This window comes from Luteibacter sp. TLI7-4A (assembly GCF_056754745.1).
This window is the reverse complement of record NZ_JBPGWO010000001.1, coordinates 160,866-178,735: the sequence shown is the minus strand read 5'-3', so window position 1 is coordinate 178,735 and position 17,870 is coordinate 160,866. Positions and strand designations below refer to the sequence as shown.

General features: G+C 68.1%; 15 protein-coding genes and 1 pseudogene. 5 read left to right on the top strand and 11 right to left on the bottom strand.

The annotated features are described in order from the left end of the window. Positions 1-101: 101 nt before the first annotated feature. Positions 102-1,697 (bottom strand): alpha/beta hydrolase, encoded by a 1,596-nt coding sequence (locus ACR9Y6_RS00885; RefSeq protein ID WP_481279569.1) that lies wholly within the window; start codon positions 1,695-1,697, stop codon positions 102-104. 78 nt (positions 1,698-1,775) lie between these two features. Between ACR9Y6_RS00885 and ACR9Y6_RS00880 the strand changes: the two genes are divergently transcribed. From ACR9Y6_RS00880 to ACR9Y6_RS00870, 3 genes are read left to right on the top strand one after another with little or no spacing between them, the layout of a single operon-like run. Beyond that, complete coding sequence (locus ACR9Y6_RS00880; RefSeq protein ID WP_481279568.1) at positions 1,776-2,555, top strand: phosphatase PAP2 family protein; 780 nt, start codon at positions 1,776-1,778, stop codon at positions 2,553-2,555. A gap of 40 nt (positions 2,556-2,595) precedes the next feature. Further along, on the top strand, positions 2,596-3,543 hold the full coding sequence (locus ACR9Y6_RS00875) for a diacylglycerol/lipid kinase family protein (RefSeq protein ID WP_481279567.1): 948 nt from the start codon (positions 2,596-2,598) through the stop codon (positions 3,541-3,543). Next, positions 3,540-4,352: a metallophosphoesterase family protein gene (locus tag ACR9Y6_RS00870; protein ID WP_481279566.1), complete on the top strand. Its 813-nt coding sequence runs from the start codon at positions 3,540-3,542 to the stop codon at positions 4,350-4,352. Before ACR9Y6_RS00875 ends, ACR9Y6_RS00870 begins: the two co-directional genes overlap by 4 nt. 30 nt (positions 4,353-4,382) lie before the next feature. Here the strand turns inward: ACR9Y6_RS00870 and ACR9Y6_RS00865 are convergent, their stop codons facing one another. Both ACR9Y6_RS00865 and ACR9Y6_RS00860 read right to left on the bottom strand, forming a co-directional pair. Continuing rightward, the gene (locus tag ACR9Y6_RS00865; RefSeq protein ID WP_481279565.1) at positions 4,383-5,189 is read right to left on the bottom strand and encodes an SDR family oxidoreductase; all 807 of its coding nucleotides are present in this window, start codon (positions 5,187-5,189) and stop codon (positions 4,383-4,385) included. A 56-nt stretch (positions 5,190-5,245) separates the two neighbouring features. Beyond that, positions 5,246-6,805 carry a POT-type proton-dependent oligopeptide transporter gene (locus tag ACR9Y6_RS00860; RefSeq protein WP_481279564.1) on the bottom strand — a complete coding sequence of 520 codons (1,560 nt, stop codon included), beginning with the start codon at positions 6,803-6,805 and terminating at the stop codon, positions 5,246-5,248. Between the two features lie 75 nt (positions 6,806-6,880). Here ACR9Y6_RS00860 and ACR9Y6_RS00855 point away from each other — a divergent pair, with 75 nt between their 5' ends. Next, on the top strand, positions 6,881-7,933 hold the full coding sequence (locus ACR9Y6_RS00855; RefSeq protein WP_481279563.1) for an oxidoreductase: 1,053 nt from the start codon (positions 6,881-6,883) through the stop codon (positions 7,931-7,933). Positions 7,934-7,940: 7 nt separating this feature from the next. On the opposite strand, the gene ACR9Y6_RS00850 is transcribed toward ACR9Y6_RS00855, so the two are convergent. The 3 genes and pseudogenes from ACR9Y6_RS00850 to ACR9Y6_RS00840 form a co-directional block, all read right to left on the bottom strand. Continuing rightward, positions 7,941-8,816, bottom strand: a complete 876-nt coding sequence (locus ACR9Y6_RS00850) for a sulfurtransferase (RefSeq protein WP_481279562.1) — start codon at positions 8,814-8,816, stop codon at positions 7,941-7,943. Continuing rightward, positions 8,810-9,612 (bottom strand): annotated as a pseudogene (locus ACR9Y6_RS00845) (CoA pyrophosphatase). Before ACR9Y6_RS00845 ends, ACR9Y6_RS00850 begins: the two are co-directional and overlap by 7 nt. A 36-nt stretch (positions 9,613-9,648) precedes the next feature. Further along, complete coding sequence (locus tag ACR9Y6_RS00840) at positions 9,649-10,368, bottom strand: FKBP-type peptidyl-prolyl cis-trans isomerase (protein WP_481279561.1); 720 nt, start codon at positions 10,366-10,368, stop codon at positions 9,649-9,651. Positions 10,369-10,519: 151 nt separating this feature from the next. On the opposite strand from ACR9Y6_RS00840, the gene ACR9Y6_RS00835 reads away from it, so the two are divergent. Continuing rightward, complete coding sequence (locus ACR9Y6_RS00835; protein WP_481279560.1) at positions 10,520-11,302, top strand: enoyl-CoA hydratase/isomerase family protein; 783 nt, start codon at positions 10,520-10,522, stop codon at positions 11,300-11,302. Between the two features lie 9 nt (positions 11,303-11,311). On the opposite strand, the gene ACR9Y6_RS00830 is transcribed toward ACR9Y6_RS00835, so the two are convergent. From ACR9Y6_RS00830 to ACR9Y6_RS00810, 5 genes are all read right to left on the bottom strand, one after another. Continuing rightward, positions 11,312-12,148, bottom strand: a complete 837-nt coding sequence (locus ACR9Y6_RS00830; protein ID WP_481279559.1) for a DUF1684 domain-containing protein — start codon at positions 12,146-12,148, stop codon at positions 11,312-11,314. A gap of 47 nt (positions 12,149-12,195) precedes the next feature. Beyond that, positions 12,196-14,034, bottom strand: a complete 1,839-nt coding sequence (gene mutL, locus ACR9Y6_RS00825) for a DNA mismatch repair endonuclease MutL (RefSeq protein WP_481279558.1) — start codon at positions 14,032-14,034, stop codon at positions 12,196-12,198. Between the two features lie 60 nt (positions 14,035-14,094). Continuing rightward, positions 14,095-15,720 carry an N-acetylmuramoyl-L-alanine amidase gene (locus ACR9Y6_RS00820; RefSeq protein WP_481279557.1) on the bottom strand — a complete coding sequence of 542 codons (1,626 nt, stop codon included), beginning with the start codon at positions 15,718-15,720 and terminating at the stop codon, positions 14,095-14,097. A 185-nt stretch (positions 15,721-15,905) separates the two neighbouring features. After that, positions 15,906-16,376 carry a tRNA (adenosine(37)-N6)-threonylcarbamoyltransferase complex ATPase subunit type 1 TsaE gene (gene tsaE / locus ACR9Y6_RS00815; RefSeq protein ID WP_481279556.1) on the bottom strand — a complete coding sequence of 157 codons (471 nt, stop codon included), beginning with the start codon at positions 16,374-16,376 and terminating at the stop codon, positions 15,906-15,908. Further along, positions 16,373-17,845: an NAD(P)H-hydrate dehydratase gene (locus ACR9Y6_RS00810; protein WP_481279555.1), complete on the bottom strand. Its 1,473-nt coding sequence runs from the start codon at positions 17,843-17,845 to the stop codon at positions 16,373-16,375. The genes tsaE and ACR9Y6_RS00810 overlap by 4 nt, the downstream gene beginning before the upstream one ends. Positions 17,846-17,870: the final 25 nt, after the last annotated feature.

The following is a 17,870-nucleotide window of genomic DNA, read 5'->3' as shown; positions in this document are numbered from 1 at the left end:
ACCAGGGCATGCATGGCCCGTAGCTCAGGAGGGAAAGCATGCATGGCTCCGGCTGTGGTGGGAGCCGACCCTGTCGGCGATTCGAGTCCGCGAGGCGTCCCCTACCTGCCCTGCCCCGGCCGCGCCACGCCGTACATCTCCCAGGCGATCTTCTTCAACAGCGCCTGCCGGTCGTCACCCTCGGTGTAGAGGTCGAAATGGGTCTTGTCGGGAAGGAAGCGGATATCGCTCTTCGCGTGCAGGCCGTCGAGGGTTTCCTTGAGCAATTTCGCAGCGCCGTCAAGGTAGAAGGTATCGGCCGTGCCGACGATGACGTGGATCTTGCCATCGAGGTCCGGCTTCAGCGCCGGCCACTGCGTGCGCAGGCGCTGGGCGATGTCGTAGTGGTCGCGCCAGTACGCCGCGACGGCGGGGTCCACCGCACCGGTGACGCGGTTGAACAGCTGCTGGGGCCGGCCGTCCTTGCCACGTGGCGAGAACACCCATTCGAACGAGGCGAACTGGCCGCCGTAAGCGCCCAGTACGTCTTCCAGCTTGACGAAGGTTTCAAGGGAAGCGATGACCTTCCCCTTGTCGCGCACCAGCGGAATGGGCGTGCCGTCCGGCTTCTTGTAGGCGTTGCCATTCACGGCATAGATGTCGACGCCGGTGAAATCGCGGAAATCGCTGGCATCGGGCGAGGTCGACCAGGTGCCGCCGAACTCCTTGGGGTAACGCGTCTGCAACCACAGCGTCGCCCAGCCGCCGGACGAGTGTCCGGTGAGGAAGCGGCCGCCGGGCTTGCCGTCCATGCGGTAGCGCCCTTCGAGCCACGGGATGTATTCCGTGGTGAGTGCCTGGCCCCACGGCCCGTTGTTCACCGAGTCGGCGAACTCGTGCGTGCCGGTCGGGCCCGATTCGTCGAGCAGCACCCAGATCATCGGCGGCATCTCTTTTTTGGACATCGCCAGCCACAGGTAGGCGATCGTCCCCGCGTAACGGTCGAAGCCGCCCGTGAAACCATGGGTGAGGAAGACGGTGGGATAACGCGTCGTGCCCTTGGGATCGTAGCCGGGCGGCGTGACCACCCAGGCGCGGACCGACACGGGATGGCCCGCGAAGGCGGTCAGCAGCGGGCTTTGCAGTATCTCCGCGTGAGCATGCTGGCGCGCCTCCGGCAGGGCGTCGCGAACCGCCTGCGGCGCCATCGGCGGCAGGACCCAGGGATCCCGCGGCGGCACGGCCTTGCTCAGTTTCAGCACCGGCAGGCTGCCACCCGGCGTGAGCTTCACCGGCGTCACGTCGCTGATGAGGTCGCCGGCATGGCGGCCGCCATAGTTGTAGTCGTTATCCACATCGAGCACGGCCTGGAAGAAGTAATCCCCCGGTGGCAGCGTCGAGAACCCTGCCGGGAACGCCTCCCCGTCGGTGTCCAGGTCGACCGACTGGCCCGGCGCGATCCATGCCACCTCGCGAGCGGCCACGGACACGGCCTTGGGCTGGAACGGATTGGTATCGACAGCCTCGAGCTTGCCGTCCTTCGCCGCCGAGGCGGGCGCGGCGAACAGGATCAGGCGTCCCGAGGTGCCCTTGTCGCTGGCACCGTCGAGCGTGACGCGGACGATGCGGTGCGCCAATGGCGCGTCGTCGGCATGGGCGGCAAAGCCCGCCGTGGCAAGCGCCAGGGCAAGGATGGCGCGGGCGGATAGAGCTTTCATCAGACGACCCCTTCTCGAGCCGCGGGCGCGCGGCGTGGCAACATCGCCGATCCTGACACGAGACGAGGAGCGAACGGAATGGATACCGAGTGGATCAGCCGACATGCCTTGTCGCTCTGGGCCGCACTGCTCGTTCTTGCGCTGGGCGGTGCGGACGTGGCGTGGCGTCGCGCCATGCGCCGCCGCGAAGGCCACGACGCGGCCGCCCGCGCGTTCCTGCGGCCCGCCACCGCCGTGGCCGTGGTGGTGGCGATGCTGGTGATCGCCACCGCGATCGCGGTCGAGGTGCGTGAGGCGGCCGGCCTGACCGTGTTCGATGCGGATCTCGCGGCGGCCCTGCGCGAGAACATGCCCACGGCCGTGCTGCGCGCCGTGGCCCTGGTCACTCACGCCGGCGATCCCCTCGTGGTCGGCATCGCCACGTTCGTCATCTTCCTCGCGCTGCTGTGGCGCCGTCATTTCCGCCTCGCGGCCAGCTGGATCACCACCCTGGTGGGAACCGCCGTCATCAACAGCGCGTTGAAGGCATGGTTCCAGCGCGAGCGGCCCCTGCACGACCATGGCTTCATCGTCGAACACAGCTATAGCTTCCCGAGCGGCCACGCCTCGGGGTCGATGGTGTTCTACGGCATGCTCGCCTACGTGGCGCTCGTGCTCTGCCCGCCACGCTGGCACCGGGCCATCGTGGTGGCCGCGGTGAGCATGATCACTATCGTCGGGATCAGCCGCATCCTCCTGCAAGTGCATTACTTCAGCGACGTGATGGCGGGGTATGCGACCGGGCTGGCATGGTTGACGCTGTGCGCAGGCGGCGCGGAGTATTTCCGGCTCCGCGAGGGGCGCAAGAGCCTGGCGTGATTTCATGCGGTCGTGACACCGCGAATGGTTGTTTTGGCGAATGAACCCATGCCCTTGCTTCGCCATCGTCATGAACGCCGGATCGGGCAAGCAGGACGCCGAGGCCGCGCGCGCCGAGATCGCCTCGATCCTCGACGCGGCGGGCCGCCCGCATCGCTTCTTCCTCATCGACGGAACCCGCGACATCAAGGACCTCGTCCGCGATGCCGCCGCGCACGCGAAGCGGGAAGGCGGAGCCATCGTGGCCGCCGGCGGCGATGGAACGATCAACTGCGTGGCGGGAACGGCCTGGGCCGAGTCGCTGCCCATGGGTGTGCTGCCGCAAGGCACGTTCAACTTCGTCGGCCGTACGCACGGCATTCCCACGGACACCCGCGGCGCCACGGAAGCCCTGCTAAGGGCGACGCCCTCCGATACCCAGATCGGCATGGTCAACGATCGGGTGTTCCTCGTGAACGCCAGCCTCGGTCTCTATCCGCAGGTGCTGGAAGACAGGGAAACGTGGAAACAGCGTTTCGGCAGGCATCGCATCGTGGCGCTGTGGTCGGGACTGGCGACGATGATGCGCGGCTACCGCCCCCTGCGCATCGAGGTCAGCGACGGCGAGCGCACGCGCCAGTTGCGCACGCCCACGCTGTTCGTGGGCAATAACGCGCTGCAACTCGAAAAGATCGGCCTGCGCGAAGCCGCCGACGTGATGCGTAACGATGGCACGCTTGCCGGCCTCGTGTTGAAACCGATCGGCAGGCTCACCATGCTCGGCCTGATCCTGCATGGCGCGCTGGGCAAGCTCGGTGAAGCGGAGAACGCCGTGAGTTTCGGCTTCCGCGAAATCACCGTGACACCGAAACACCATCGCCATGCGATCAAGGTGGCCGTCGATGGAGAGATCGTCAGGCTCATGCCGCCACTGGTCTTCCGCGCCGCGCCACGACCGCTGTCCCTGCTCACCGACCGCACGCGCAAGCCGGGCGAGGATCCGGGATGAGCGTGATCGTCCAGATATCCGATCCGCACTTCGGCACGGAGCGGCCCGAGGCGGTAGCGGCGCTCCACGAAGCCATCGTCGCGTTGCGGCCGGACCTGGTGATCCTCTCGGGCGACGTGACCCAACGCGCGCGCCGCGCGCAGTTCGCGGCGGCGAAACGCTTCGTCGATGGCTACGACCGTCCCACGCTGGCGATCCCCGGCAACCACGACGTGCCCTTGTTCAATCTCTTCGCGCGCATCGTCGACCCCTTCGGCGCGTTCCGCCATGCCTTCGGCCATGACCTGGAACCGGAGTTCGAGAACGACGACGTCCTGGCGATCGGCGTGAATACCGTTCGTCCGTCACGGCACAAGGACGGCGCGGTGTCCGATGGCCAGATCGATCGCGTGTGCCGGCGGCTGGCGCGGGCCCGCGTGGATCAGCTGCGTATCGTGGTCACGCACCAGCCCGTGCATGTGATCCGCGAGAAGGACGTCGCCAACCTGCTCATCAACCACGAACGGGCGATCGCCGCCTGGGCCGCCGCGGGTGCCGATCTCATCCTTGGCGGCCATATCCATCTGCCCTACGTGCGCCCGCTCGATACGCAGGCACGCCATCTGGCCAGCGAGTTGTGGTCGGTGCAGGCGGGCACGGCGGTATCCCGGCGCACCCGTGAAGGAATCAGCAATTCGTTCCATGTGATCCGCCACGAGGCATCGCGGGATCGCGGTGCCTGCGTGGTGGAGCAGTGGGATTATGACGAGGGAGAACGACGCTTCGCCGCCGGGGTGACGACGCCGATCCGGCTGGGGCGATCTAGCTAGCATCCATCGCCGGCAGGGTCGGCGATGCTCTTACACGTACTGCATCTTTCGCGACACGCCCCCGTCGACAGTGAAGTTCTCTCCCGTGATGAACCCCGCCTGCGACGACAGCAGAAACACCGCGAGCGCCGCGACATCGGGCGGCACGCCCGCCCTGCCCACCGGGTGCTGCGCATGGTCCGCGGCGGACAACGTCGGTTGACGTCGCTGCGACGGTTTCTTCCAGTCGTCCACGACGATCCATCCCGGATTGATCGCGTTCACGCGTACCGGTCCCGCGCTGATCGCCAGCGCATGGGTGAAGGCCACGATCCCGCCCTTGCTCGCGGCATAGGCTTCGGTGTCGGACTCGGACTGATGCGCACGCGACGAGGCGATGTTGACGATCGCTCCGTTGCTCTTCTTCAACGCCGGCAACGCATGCTTGCTGCACAGGAAGACGCCGCCGAGATTGGTGTCGATGCGGCGTTTCCATTCGTGCCACGCAAGGCCTTCGACAGGCCCCGTATGCGCATCGGCGATGCCGGCGTTGTTCACGAGCCCGTCGATGCGGCCGAAACGACGCAACGCGCTGCCGACGAAGCGCTTCACGCTGGCTTCCCGGGAGACGTCCAGGACCAGGAACGCGGCGCGGTCGCCCGCGTTCCACTCGTCCAGGCAGGCCTTGCCGGCTTCCGCGTCGAGGTCGCCGATGATGACGCTGCCGCCGGCCGCCAGCACCGCCTCGGCGATGCCCTTGCCGATGCCTTGCGCGCCACCGGTGACGAGGACCACCTTGCCCGGCCACTCGACGGCGGCGGAGGCGGGCAGCGGTGAGGACGGTCTGTGATGGGGCATCGCGTTTCTCCTTCACGGTCCACGCGGATCGTCCACGTTTTCCCGTGCAGGCGGCGTCATGCGCGCCGGTAGTAATCCATCTCGCGGTATCGCCTCGCATACAGGCCGAAAGCCAGCGCGGCCACGGCGGCGAACACGGCGAAAAAGAACATCTGGAACGCGGCGGTACCCATGCCGGTACCGGCGATGCCGGCGAGGACCGTCTCGTTGCGCACACCCGCGTTAGCCAGCAGCACCCAGAGGTTGCCCACGGTGACGCTGAGCGTCCAGAAGCTCATCAACGTGCCCTTCATCGAGGGCGGCGCCTGGCTATAGGCGAATTCCAGTCCGGTCGCGGACACGAGCACCTCACCCATCGTGAGAAACACATAGGGGAGGATCTGCCAGGCGACGAAGACCGGATCGCCACCGTCGATCGCGAGCTGGATCGCGCCGACGATCATCCATGCGACGGCCGAGAGCGCGATACCCGTGGTCATGCGGCGCAAGGCGGTCGGTTCGATTCCCGCGCGCCGCAACAAGGGGAACAGCACGAGGTTGTTGAACGGGATCAGCAACAGGACCAGGGCGGGATTGATCGCCTGCATCTGCGCGGGATGCAGCCATTCCGGCATGGTCATCGCGTTCGCCTGGAGTACCCAGGTGGATGCCTTCTGGTCGAACAACGACCAGAACGGGGTGACCAGCGCGAACACCAGGAGCACGCGCAATACCGCGCCGACACCGTCGACCGCTTCGTCCGGATGCGTGCCCCGCGCGCGTTCCAGCTGCATGCGCGTGCCGATGCCGACGCCTCCGAGCAGGCAGACGAAGGCGAGGCACAGGGCGGCGACGATACCCAGCATCGGTGCGAGCGCCAGCGACGCGAGGGCGAGACAAGCGGCGAGGACCGCCACCGTCAATCCCGGCCTTCCCTGCCCCGGTGCACGCGCTAGCAACGCCGTAAGGACGATCTTGGTGAATCCATGGGGATCGTTGCCAGCCGGCGGCAGCATCACGTAGTGCCGTCGGCCACTCCAGAACACCAGCGTCGCGACGAACATCAAGGCGCCGGGAATGCCGAACGCCACCGCGGCGCCGTACCGGTGCAGGAAGAAGGGCATCAGCAGCGAGGCCAGGAAGGAACCGACGTTGATCATCCAGTAGAAGGCGTCGAACACCACCTTGGCCAGGTGCCGGTTGCCCTCGTCGAACTGGTCGCCGACGAAGGCCGCGACGCAAGGCTTGATTCCGCCCGCACCCAGGGCGATCAATGCCAGCCCCGTATAGAAGCCGGTGACGCTGTGCTCGAACAGCGCCAGGCACAGGTGGCCCACGCAGTACACGAGGCTGAGCCACAACACGGTCCGGTACTTGCCGAACCAGCGATCGGCCAGCCAGCCGCCGAGCAGCGGAAAGAAGTACACGCCGATCACGAAGGTATGGAATACATCTTTCGCCGCCCCCGGCCGCTCCGTCTCCGGCAGGTACATGAGCAGCGAGGTGACGAGGAACGGGGTGAGGATGTTGCGCATCCCGTAGAAGCTGAAGCGCTCGCAGCCTTCGTTGCCGACGATGTACGGAATCTGTCGGGGCAGGCGCGCGCGCTGGGCGGCGTCGATGTCTAACGTGGTCATGGCCTGGCCCGAAAGCGGTAAAAACGGTGGAATCCTAAACGAAACGATCAGGCCACTCGCGCTAACCTTGCCGCCATGCCCCCTACCCGAACCCTCACCCAACCGATCCCCACCGGCCTCATCGGCTATGGCACGGCGGGCGCCTTCTTCCACGCCCCCCTGATCGCGGCCGCCGAAGGCCTGCGCCTGGCAGCCATCGGCAGCCGGCGTTGCGACGACATCCTGCGCGACTTTCCCGAGGCGAAGGCATACGAAAACCCTCAAGACCTGCTCGCCGACCCGGCGATCGAGCTGGTGGTGATCGCCACGCCCAACGAGAGCCATGCTTCGCTCGCCCGTGCCGCGCTGGAGGCGGGCAAGCACGTGGTCGTGGATAAACCGTTCACCTTGAACGCCGCCGAGGCCGAGGCGCTGATCGCCCTGGCGTCGGAACGCGGTCGCAAGCTCTCGGTCTTCCAGAACCGGCGCTGGGACAACGATTTCCTCACCGTGCGCCGTCTCGTCGAAGACGGCCGGCTGGGCGAGGTCGCGTACTACGAAGCGCATTTCGACCGGTTCAGGCCGGAGATCAAGCAAGGGTGGCGCGAAACGGAGGCACCGGGTTCCGGCCTGCTTTACGACCTGGGCGCGCACCTTATCGACCAGGCTCTGGTGTTGTTCGGCCTGCCGCTGGCGGTCACGGCCGACGTGACCCGGCAACGTGCCGCCGCGCGGGCCGACGATTACTTCCACCTCGTGCTCGATTACGGCCGCCGCCGCGCGGTGCTGCACGCCTCGGTGCTCGTGCGCGACCCCGGCCCGCGCTATCTCGTGCATGGCGACGGCGGCAGCTTCGTCAAGTACGGCATCGACGGGCAGGAGGCGGCGCTGCGCGAGGGGCGGCGTCCCGGCGGCGACGGCTGGGGCGAGGACGACGCGGCCCTGTTCGGCCGATTCACCGACGCCGACGGCAGCGTGACCACGATCGAGACCCTGCCCGGCCGCTACACCGCCTTCTACGACGGCGTGGCCGCGGCGATCCGCGATGGCACGGCGCTACCGGTGGAGGCGCGCGAGGCGCGCGACGTGATCCGCGTGATCGAGGCGGCGCAGGTGAGCGCGCGGGAGCGGCGTACGGTTCCGCTCTGAAGGGCGTTCAGCCCTCGCCCGTCGCCACCGCACGCGAGGGATCGCTCACCCAACCGCTCCACGACGGTGCATACAGCCGCGAGCCGCACAGGCCCGCGTACTCCATCGCCAACAGGTTGTGGCAGGCGGTGACACCGGACCCGCACATGTGCACGACATCCTCCGCCGGGTGTGGGGCGATCATCGCGTTGAATGCCCGCGCCAGTTCCTCCGGCGAACGGAACCGGCCTTCCGCGTCCAGGTTGTCGGAGAAGGGACGATTGCGCGCACCGGGCACATGACCCGCCACCGGGTCCAGCGGCTCCACCTCGCCCCGGTAACGCGGCGCCGCACGCGCATCGAGCAGGAGCAGGCGGCCACTGGCGACCCCTTCGGCCAACGCTTCCGCGTTCACGGTGCCCGCCTCGTCGAAGACGGCATGCACCGTCGTCGGCTCGCGCAGCGGCAGCACGTTGTCCGTGGGCAGGCCCTCCGCCAGCCACGCCGGCCAGCCACCATCCAGCACCGCCACGTTGTCGATGCCGGCCAACCGCGCCAGCCACCAGAAGCGCGCGGCGGCGAGCGATCCGCCGGCCGCGTCGTAGACGACCACCTGCACGTCGGGCCGCCACCCGGCGCGGGAAAGCCATGCCGAGAAGGATGCGGCCGATGGCAGCGGATGGCGACCGCGCCCCTGCGAAGGCGTCGCCATGTCGGCGAGGTCGCGGTCGAGGTCGGCACGCACCGCTCCCGGTACATGCGACAACGCATAGTCCTGGTCACCCTTGCCCGGATCGCGTCCTCCCGGCTGGTTGAGGTCGAAGCGCGCGTCGACGAAGAGTACGTCGTGCGCCGGCAAGTGGGCGGCCGTGGCCGCGTCGATCAGCGTGCGCGAGATCAGCATGGGTGACCCATCCGTTTCAGCAGGTTCAACAGGATGGCCGCCGTCACACCCCAGATGCGATAGCCCGCATGGAGGAACTCGACCATGTCGCGGCGGTGACCACGGAATTCCATCGTGTAGCGGCGCAGGTTCGCCGGTTCGAGGAAGAACGCGAAAGGTACTTCGAACACTTCGGCCACCTCGCCCGGGTCCGGCTTGAGTTCCGCGTTGGCGGCAACGCGCGCGACCACGGGCGTGACCGAGTAGCCACTGATGGTCTCGAACGATTCGAGGAAGCCCAGCGGCGTCACCATCGCCGCGTCCAGGCCGATTTCTTCCTGGCTTTCGCGCAGCGCGGCAGCCACCACGCCGGCATCGTCGGGTTCGACGCGGCCACCGGGGAAAGCCACCTGCCCCGCATGCTGTTGCAAGGTGTCGGTGCGCACGGTGAGCAGCACGTTCTGCTCGCGGTCGTCGCGGATGCCGATCAAAACCGCGGCCGGACGCCTCGGCGCATCGCCGATCAATTCGGCCATGTCATCGTGGTTCCACCCGCGCGGGCCAGGGGGTGCCTCCAGGGGAAGCAGCGCGCCGCGAAGCCTCTCCAGCATGTCGTCCATCAGCCAGCCTGCCGGCGGGGCAGGATCTCATCCATGATCCACAGCTTCTGCGCATCGTTCAGGGTCGACCACCGGGCGATCTCGTCGCCCGTGCGCAGGCAGCCCATGCACAGGCCGCGCGCGTCGAGCCGGCAGACGCCCGTGCAGGGCGTCAAGGGAAGCGTGGAGGAGGTAGCGATGGCCATACCGTCGGCCATTCTAGCGCGAGCGGAGGCGGCGCGGCGGCGCCGGCCCTACTGGCGGATATCGACCAGTTCGATCTCGAACACCAGGGCTTCGTTGGGGCCGATGCGCGGCAGTTCGCCGCGTTCGCCATACGCCAGCGCCGGCGGGATCACGACCTTCCAACGATCGCCGACCCGCATGCGCGGGATCACGTCCTGCCAGCCGGGGATGACACGGTTCACCGTGAACGTCACCGGCTTGCCATGCGCATAGGAGCTGTCGAATTCCGTACCGTCGATCAATGCGCCACGATAGTTGACCACCACCGTGCTGGTGACCTGGGCCTGCGGACCGCGACCCTTGGCGAGCACGGCGTACTGGATACCGGACGGCAAGGTGACCACGCCGGGACGCGTGCGGTTGCGCGCGAGGAAATCGGCGCTGCGCTTCGCGTTGGCCAGGGCCACGCGGCGGAATTCCACCGCCGAATCGCGTTGCACCTTGGCGTCGAAATTCACCAGTTGCTGCTGCATCACGTCGATTGACACGCCGGGCGGCCGCTTCGCGTAGCCGTCCTGCAAGGCCTTCACGAGGACGGCGATATCGACGTCGGGTTGCGCGCTGTTCGCGAACTGGGTGCCGATCTGGTAACCGATGGCGTACGACAGCTTGGTCTTGTCGATCGCCGGGGCACCCGAGGCCGGTGCCGTGGGCGCCGACTGCGCGCACGCCGCTCCGGCGGACAGCGACAGCGCGACGAACATGACCAGGAAACGCAAGGGTGACATCCCGTTCTCCGTGAACCCGGAACCGTGGGCGTGCGTGGAGGATAGTCCATCGGCATCCGGCCCGCCCGTTCGCCATGAGACGCCAAGCCGGGGGCAAAGGTTCCCCTGCCTGCTACCATCCGCCTCCTTGTCCCGCCGCCAGGAACCCGACATGGCCTTCCGCACCCTCACTACCGCCGACCGCGGCGCCGTCCGCACGATCACCGTCAATCGCCCCGACAAGCTCAACGCGTTGAACCGCGAAACCATCGGCGAACTGACCCTGGCCTTCCGCCAGGCGGCCCAGGACGACGCGGTGCGCGTGGTGGTGTTGTCGGGTGCCGGTGAGAAAGCCTTCGTGGCCGGCGCGGACATTTCCGAGATGACCGCCTGGTCGCCCGTGAAGGCGCAGGCCGCATCCCGCGCGGGACAGGACCTGATGCTCACGATCGAGCGCCTCGGCAAGCCCGTGATAGCCCGCATCCAGGGCTATGCGCTGGGCGGCGGCATGGAGCTGGCGATGGCCTGCCACCTGCGCGTGGCCAGCGAGAAGGCCCGTTTCGGCCAGCCCGAGATCGGTCTCGGCCTGATCCCCGGATTCGGCGGAACGCAGCGGCTGACCCGCCTCGCAGGGCGCGGCGCGGCGTTGGAGTTGTGCCTGCTCGGCCAGCAGGTGGACGCGGCGCGGGCCGAACGGCTGGGCATCGTCACCCGTGTCGTCGCCGCCGAGGAACTGGACGCGACGGTGGACGCGATGGCCGATCAGCTGGCGACCGCGGCGCCGCTGGCACTGAAGGGCATCCTCGACGCCGTGATCGAAGGTGGCGAATGCGCCATCGACCAGGGCCTGGCGTTTGAAACGCAGGGCTTCGCCATCGCCTTCTCCACCGAGGACATGCGCGAGGGCACCTCGGCTTTCCTCGAACGGCGCAAGGCTTCGTTCAAGGGCGTGTAACCACCGGCCTCAGTGCGACGCGCCGCGGTAGTTCAGTTCCCCGGCCGTCACGCGCACGTCGAGACGATTCTCCGGCGGAGCCAGCTGGCAGGTCGCGTACGGCGTGAACACGCAAGGCGGATTGCGCGCCTCGTTGAAATCGATCACCAGCTTGCCGTCCTTCGCCAGCGGGGTGTCGAGGAAGCGCGCCGCGCCATAGGTCTCCTTGCCGCTGGTGAGGTCGGCGAAGACGAAGAACAACGCGTCCGGTGTTTCCTGGACCGGATACAACTCGAACGTCCTGCCCTCGTGCACGAACACGGCCTTGCCCGGAACCTTCTCCTTCTCGATCGTGCCCAGCACCGTGCCCATCTCCAGTTCCATCGGTGGATCGAACGGCACCCAGTCGGCGACGATCCGCCAGGCCGGATCGATCGGGAAATAGTCCAGCCCCCGGAATCCCGTGCGCGTTTCCGCGTTCTCGTCTTTCACGCGCAAGGCCTTCCGGCCGTCACGCGCGATCACGAAAAAATGCGCCGAGCCGAAACGTACCTCGGTAGCGGCCTGAGTCGGCGACGCATCGTCCACCAGGACCGCGCGTTCCACCGTCCTGCCGTCGACGAGGACGCCGCTACCCTTGGCCGGTTCGAACACGACGGTGCCCCGCTCGTCGAGCGTGGCGACGCCCAACCGCTCCGGGCCCACCTTCAACACGATGTCGTTGTCCGGCGCACTGCCCAGGCGGTTGGGGCCGGGCTGCAGCCATTCGAGCCCGACAAGGCTCAACCATCCGCCTGGCGCCGTGAGCAAGGCGAGGCGTTCGGCGCGCGCTCGTTCGACGGATGCGGTTTCGGAGGGGGAAAGCATGGGTAAACCTCGGCATATGGACGGCTGGCCGTCCGATTCTTGGAAACCTATCGGCCGCGCAGGAAAAGGCGGTCCAACTCACCCAGCGACAACTGCACCCAGGTCGGACGGCCGTGGTTGCACTGGCCGGAGCGTTCCGTGGCTTCCATCTCGCGCAGCAACGCGTTCATTTCAGGAATGCCGAGGCGGCGTCCGGCGCGCACGGAGCCGTGGCAGGCCATGGTGGAAAGCAATTCGTTTTCCAGTTCCTCGAGACGGCGCGAGCTACCGTGCTGGGCGAGCTCGGCCAGTACGTCGCGAGTGAGCTGGCTGACGTCGGCGCCTTCCAGCAGCGACGGAATGCGGCGAACCACCACGCCAGCCGGACCGCTGCGCGACAACTCAAGGCCCCACTCGCCGAGTGCGTCGGCGTGCTCCTCGGCCGCCGCCGCTTCCTTCGCGCTGACCGCGATCGTCAGCGGCACGAGCAACATCTGCGAACGCAGGTTGGCGGTGATCCGGCCGCTCTTGAGCTTTTCGTAGGTGATGCGTTCGTGCGCGGCGTGCATATCGACCAGCACGAGGCCGTGTTCGTTCTCGGCCAGCACGTAGATGTTCTTCAACTGCGCGATGGCGTAACCCAGCGGCGGGACATCCCCACCCTGCTCCGCCTCGCTGCCGGACGGCGGCGTCCACGAGGTCGCGGGTCGTGGCGGCGCGATCGATCCGAACAGCGTGGCGTAGTCGGCCAGCGGCTCGTCGCGCACGCCGAGGCTCAATCGCGACTGGCTCGATGCCTGCGGCCATGCCGGCATCGCCGGCGACGACGGCAGGCGGTTTTCGTAGGACGTGCCACCGGCTGCCGCCATCAGCGGGACGGAAGGCTCGGCTATCGGCGCGGACACCCCGGCGCGGGTCTGTGCCAGGGCCTCGTGCAAGGTACGGAAGAGGAAATCGTGGATCAGGCGCTGCTCGCGGAAACGGACCTCGTTCTTGGCGGGATGCACGTTGACGTCGACGCCTGCGGGATCGAGTTCCAGGAACAGCACGAAGACGGGGTGGCGCCCATGGAACAGCACGTCCGCATAGGCCTGGCGCACCGCATGCGCGACCACACGATCGCGCACGAGGCGGCCGTTCACGTAGAAATACTGCTGGTCGGCCTGCGAGCGGGACGCGGTCGGCAGGCCGACCCAACCGGACAGCCGCATCCCGGCGGCGGCATGTTCCACGCGCAGCGCCTGCCCCGGGAATTCCGGGCCGAGCACTTCGGCCACGCGTGCCAGCGCGGCGTTTTCGTCGCGCGCGGGCTTGAGCAGGCGTACCGGCTTGCCGTTGTGGCTGAGGCGGATATCCACGCCTTCGCGCGCCAGCGCCAGCGACTTCAGGAGATCGTCGATATGCGCGAACTCCGTGCGTTCGGCGCGGAGGAACTTGCGCCGCGCGGGCACGTTGTAGAAGAGGTCGCGCACTTCGATGGTCGTGCCGGGCGGATGCTGGGCGGGACGCGCCTCCTGCAGGCGGCCGCCGTCGACATCGATGCGCCATGCGGAGTCTTCGCCCTGCTGGCGGGAAGTCAGGGAGAAACGTGCCACCGACGACACCGACGCCAGCGCTTCACCGCGAAAGCCCATGCTGGCCACGCGCTCGAGGTCGTCGAAGCTGCCGATCTTGCTGGTCGCGTGCGATGCCACCGCCAGCGCCAGTTCCTCGCGCGGGATACCGCCGCCGTCGTCGCGCACGCGGATGAGCCGCACCCCGCCCTGCTCGATGTCGACCTCGATGCGACGCGCACCGGCGTCGATGCTGTTCTCGACGAGCTCCTTCACCACCGAGGCGGGACGCTCGATCACTTCTCCGGCCGCGATCTGGTTGATCAGTTCAGGTGGAAGGGGACGAATGGGCATGGGACACGACCTGACGGGCATTCAGGTCGAAAGAATAGCCCAAGCGGGTGCGGCCCCGCTTCAGCCCGACGGAATCACCATCACCGTGCCGATGCGCACATTGTTGTCCGTCATCTTGTTGGCCAGCTTCAGCGCGCCGACCGATACCCCGTACTGCTGGGCGATGCCGGTCAGCGTCTCGCCGCGGTTGACGCGATGGACGTCGCGGACGTTTTCGTCGGCGCGCGCGGTGGATTTCTTCACCGGCGCGGGCGTATCGGCGGATGCGAGCTGCCTGTCGTCCGGCTTCGTGGCCTGCTTCTTCGGCGGCGGCGTGCGCGCCGCCGACTTCACCGCGCCGGAGGCGACGGCATCGGCGTCGGCGCCTGCCGCCGGCGTGGCCGGGGTAGACGCCGCCGTCGAGGCGACCGACGTGCCGTTCCGGCGTGCCGCCTGGGCGGCGAACCAGGTACCCGGCGGGGGCATCGACTCGAAGTAGTTGCGCACGCCGCCCAGGACGGCGGTGGCGAGTTCACGGCGGTGGCCGTCGTCGCGCAGGCGTCGTTCCTCGGAAGGATTGGTGATGAAGGCGGTCTCGACCAAGATCGAGGGCACGTCCGGCGAACGCAGCACCACGAAGTTGGCCCGCTCCACGTAGCCACGATGGGTGGGACCAAGGCGGCCCAGCGCTTTCAGGACGTTGCCGGCGATCGATTCGCTGGCCTGCATCGCGTAGCCCTGCTGCAGGTCGAGCAGCACGGCGGCGAGCGTGTCGTCCTTGTCGTCCAGCGACACGCCGCCGACAAGGTCGGCCCGGTTTTCGCGGTCGGCCAGCCAGCGCGCGGCTTCGGAGGTCTTGCCACGAGGGGACAGCACCCAGACCGACGAGCCCTTGGCGTCGCTGTTCTTGAACGCGTCCGCGTGGATCGAGACGAACATGTCCGCGTTGTGCTCGCGCGCGATCTGGTAGCGCCGCTTCAGCGGAATGAAGTAATCGCCATTGCGCGTGAGGACCGCCTGCATCCCTGGCTGGCGATTGATCTGGTCGGCGAGTTCGCGCGCCACCTGCAAGGTGACATCCTTCTCGCGCAGGCCGGTCGCGCCGCGCGCGCCCGGGTCCTCACCCCCGTGGCCAGCGTCGATGGCGACCACCACCTTGCGCTCGGCGGCCAGCATCGGCGGCTTGCCCGCGGGAACCGACTTGCCGCGTGAGCCGCGCGGCGCGGTCGCGGCAGTCGCCTCGGCCGGCGCATCCGCCACGGAAGGGGCGTCGTCGGTGACCGGGTTGTCGCCAGGATCGCTCTGCCCGCCGGGATAGAGATCCAGCACGAGGCGATAGCCGTAGTCGCCGGCGGGCTTGAGCAGGAAGCTCTTCGGCTTGGCCTTCGGGTCGACCGTGGCGACCATGCGAGCGCTGCCACCCTGCTTGCCGGCCGTCATCGACTTGAACAGGCCTTGCCCACCCGGTGCGGCGAAGTCACCCGACACGGCGCTCCCGGCGATGTCGAGGACGACACTGCCCGGGGTATCGCCCTGGGACATCTTGTAGGTCGCCGGACCGGACAAATCGAACACCACCCGGGTGTATTCCGGGCCAGCCCAGACCCGTGCGGCCTTGATGTCGGCCGCTGTCGAGACGGCAGGGGCAAGCGTCGCGACGGCGGTCACGCACGCAAGGAGGCCAAGTTTGATAGTGATTCCCCTCATACGGCCAGGATTGAACTGCAAGCGCCCGCTGAATGCAAGACGTTTTCCCTTGTTAATCCATGACCTGCGAAACCTTCGTCAACGGGCGTACAGGAATGCCTCGCAACCGACGACCGGGGATGCCGGTGGGAACCGCCTTGTGTGTCGATGCAGAACCTGTTGAAACACAAGGCCTTGTACGCGCGTCAGGTGCGCCAGACACCCAGCGATCGGAGGATGTGTTCTCCCACCGGAGACCGCGCCTCGAAAAGGACGGCACGTCCCTGCCCTTCGTGGCGGAAGCTCAATTCGAGGTCGGCCGCCGGCAACGCACCGGTACCGCGCTCGGGCCACTCCACCAGCACGATGGCCCCCGGTTCGGCCAGGCTGTCCAGCCCCAGCCATTCCAGTTCACCCGGATCGGCGATGCGATAGAGGTCGAGGTGGAAGGCCCGGCGCTCGCCGATGTCGTAGCCCTCCACCAGGCTGTACGTGGGGCTCTTCACACGTTCGCCGACGCCCAGGGCCCGGAGGAACGCCCGTGCGAAGGTGGTCTTTCCCGCGCCGAGGTCGCCGTGAAGGTAGGCGACGAGGCCGGCGGGCACCTGCTGCGCGAGGCGGCGTCCCAACGCCATGGTGGCTTCCTCGTCGGCGAGGTTCCATTCCAGGGCGCTCATGCGTCGAGTCCGTTGACGAGTCGACGGAGTGGGTCGAGCAGGTCGCCTGCCAGCAGTCCTCGCTCACCTGCCCGTGCCGCGACGTCGGCCGCGCGCGCGTGCAGGCCGACGCCAAGGCAGGCCGCCTCGAAAGGTTCGCAGCCCTGGCCCATGAGGCCGGCGACGATGCCGGTGAGGGTGTCGCCCATGCCGCCGCTGGCCATGCCGGGGTTGCCCCAGGGGCACACCGCCACCTGTCCGTCGGGCGAAACGATCAGGCTGCCGTTGCCCTTGAGGACGACCACCGCGCGATATCTCCTCGCCATCTCGCGCCCGGCGGCGAAGCGATCCGCCTGCACGTCCGCCGTCGCGACACCGAGCAAGCGTCCCGCCTCGCCCGGATGGGGCGTCAGAACGATGCGCGCCGGGAGTGGGCGTGGCTCCGCATGCAGCAGGTTGAGGCCATCGGCATCGAGGACCGTGGGCAGGCCCGCGTCGAGCGCCGTCGTCCACAAGGCATGGCCCCAGGCGGACTGGCCGAGGCCCGGACCGAGCGCGACGACGGAAGCCTTTTCCAGCATCGGCTGCAAGGCCTGCGGCCCATTGACCCCATGCGCCATCAGTTCCGGGCGTGCCGCGTTCATCGCCAGCACGTTTTCCTCGCGGGTAGCCACGCTGACGAGGCCGGCGCCGGTACGCAATGCCGCCTCCGCGGCCATCCTCACGGCGCCGCCCATGCCATGGTCGCCGCCGATGGCGAGGACATGGCCGTTCCCGCCCTTGTGCGAGTCGCGTGGACGCCGAGGCAGCCCGGCCGGTTCGAGCAGGCGCGCATCCGGCGCCTCGAGGATGCTCCCCGGCAGGCCGAGGTCGAACAGTTCCACTTCGCCAGCCACCTCCGCGCGATAGGTATGCAGGCCGCGCTTGTGCACGATGAAGCTCGCGGTGGCGGCGGCATGGACGGCGACACCCGGGCATGCGCCCGTGTCCGCCGAGAGGCCGGAAGGTACGTCCAGCGCGAGCACCGGCAGGCCCGATGCGTTGACCGCTTCGATGGCGCTGGCCGCCTGACCTTCGGGAGCGCGGTTCAGGCCCGTGCCGTAGATGCCATCCACGATCACGTCGGCGGGCGGTAGCAGGTTCCAGTCGGTGAGAGGATGGACGGCGCCCCCCAGCGCCTCGAAGGCTTCGCGGGCACGGGCGGCATCCCCTCCCTTCGGCGGATCGAGCGCCACGAGATCCACGGATAGTCCCGAGGCCAGCGCGTCCCGGGCGACGAGATAGCCGTCGCCACCGTTGTTTCCCGCGCCGCATACCACGCGCAGCCGCCGTGCGGCGGGCCAGCGCCGCAGCAGCATGGCGAAGGCGGCAGCCGCCGCACGCGTCATCAGTTCGAAGCCGGGAATGCCGAGCTCGTCGATCGCGCGTCGGTCGATCGCGCGGGACTGCCCGGATGTGAAGAGGGCGATACCGAGATGGGGTGCGGTCATCGGACGATTATAGGAGCCCCCGGTA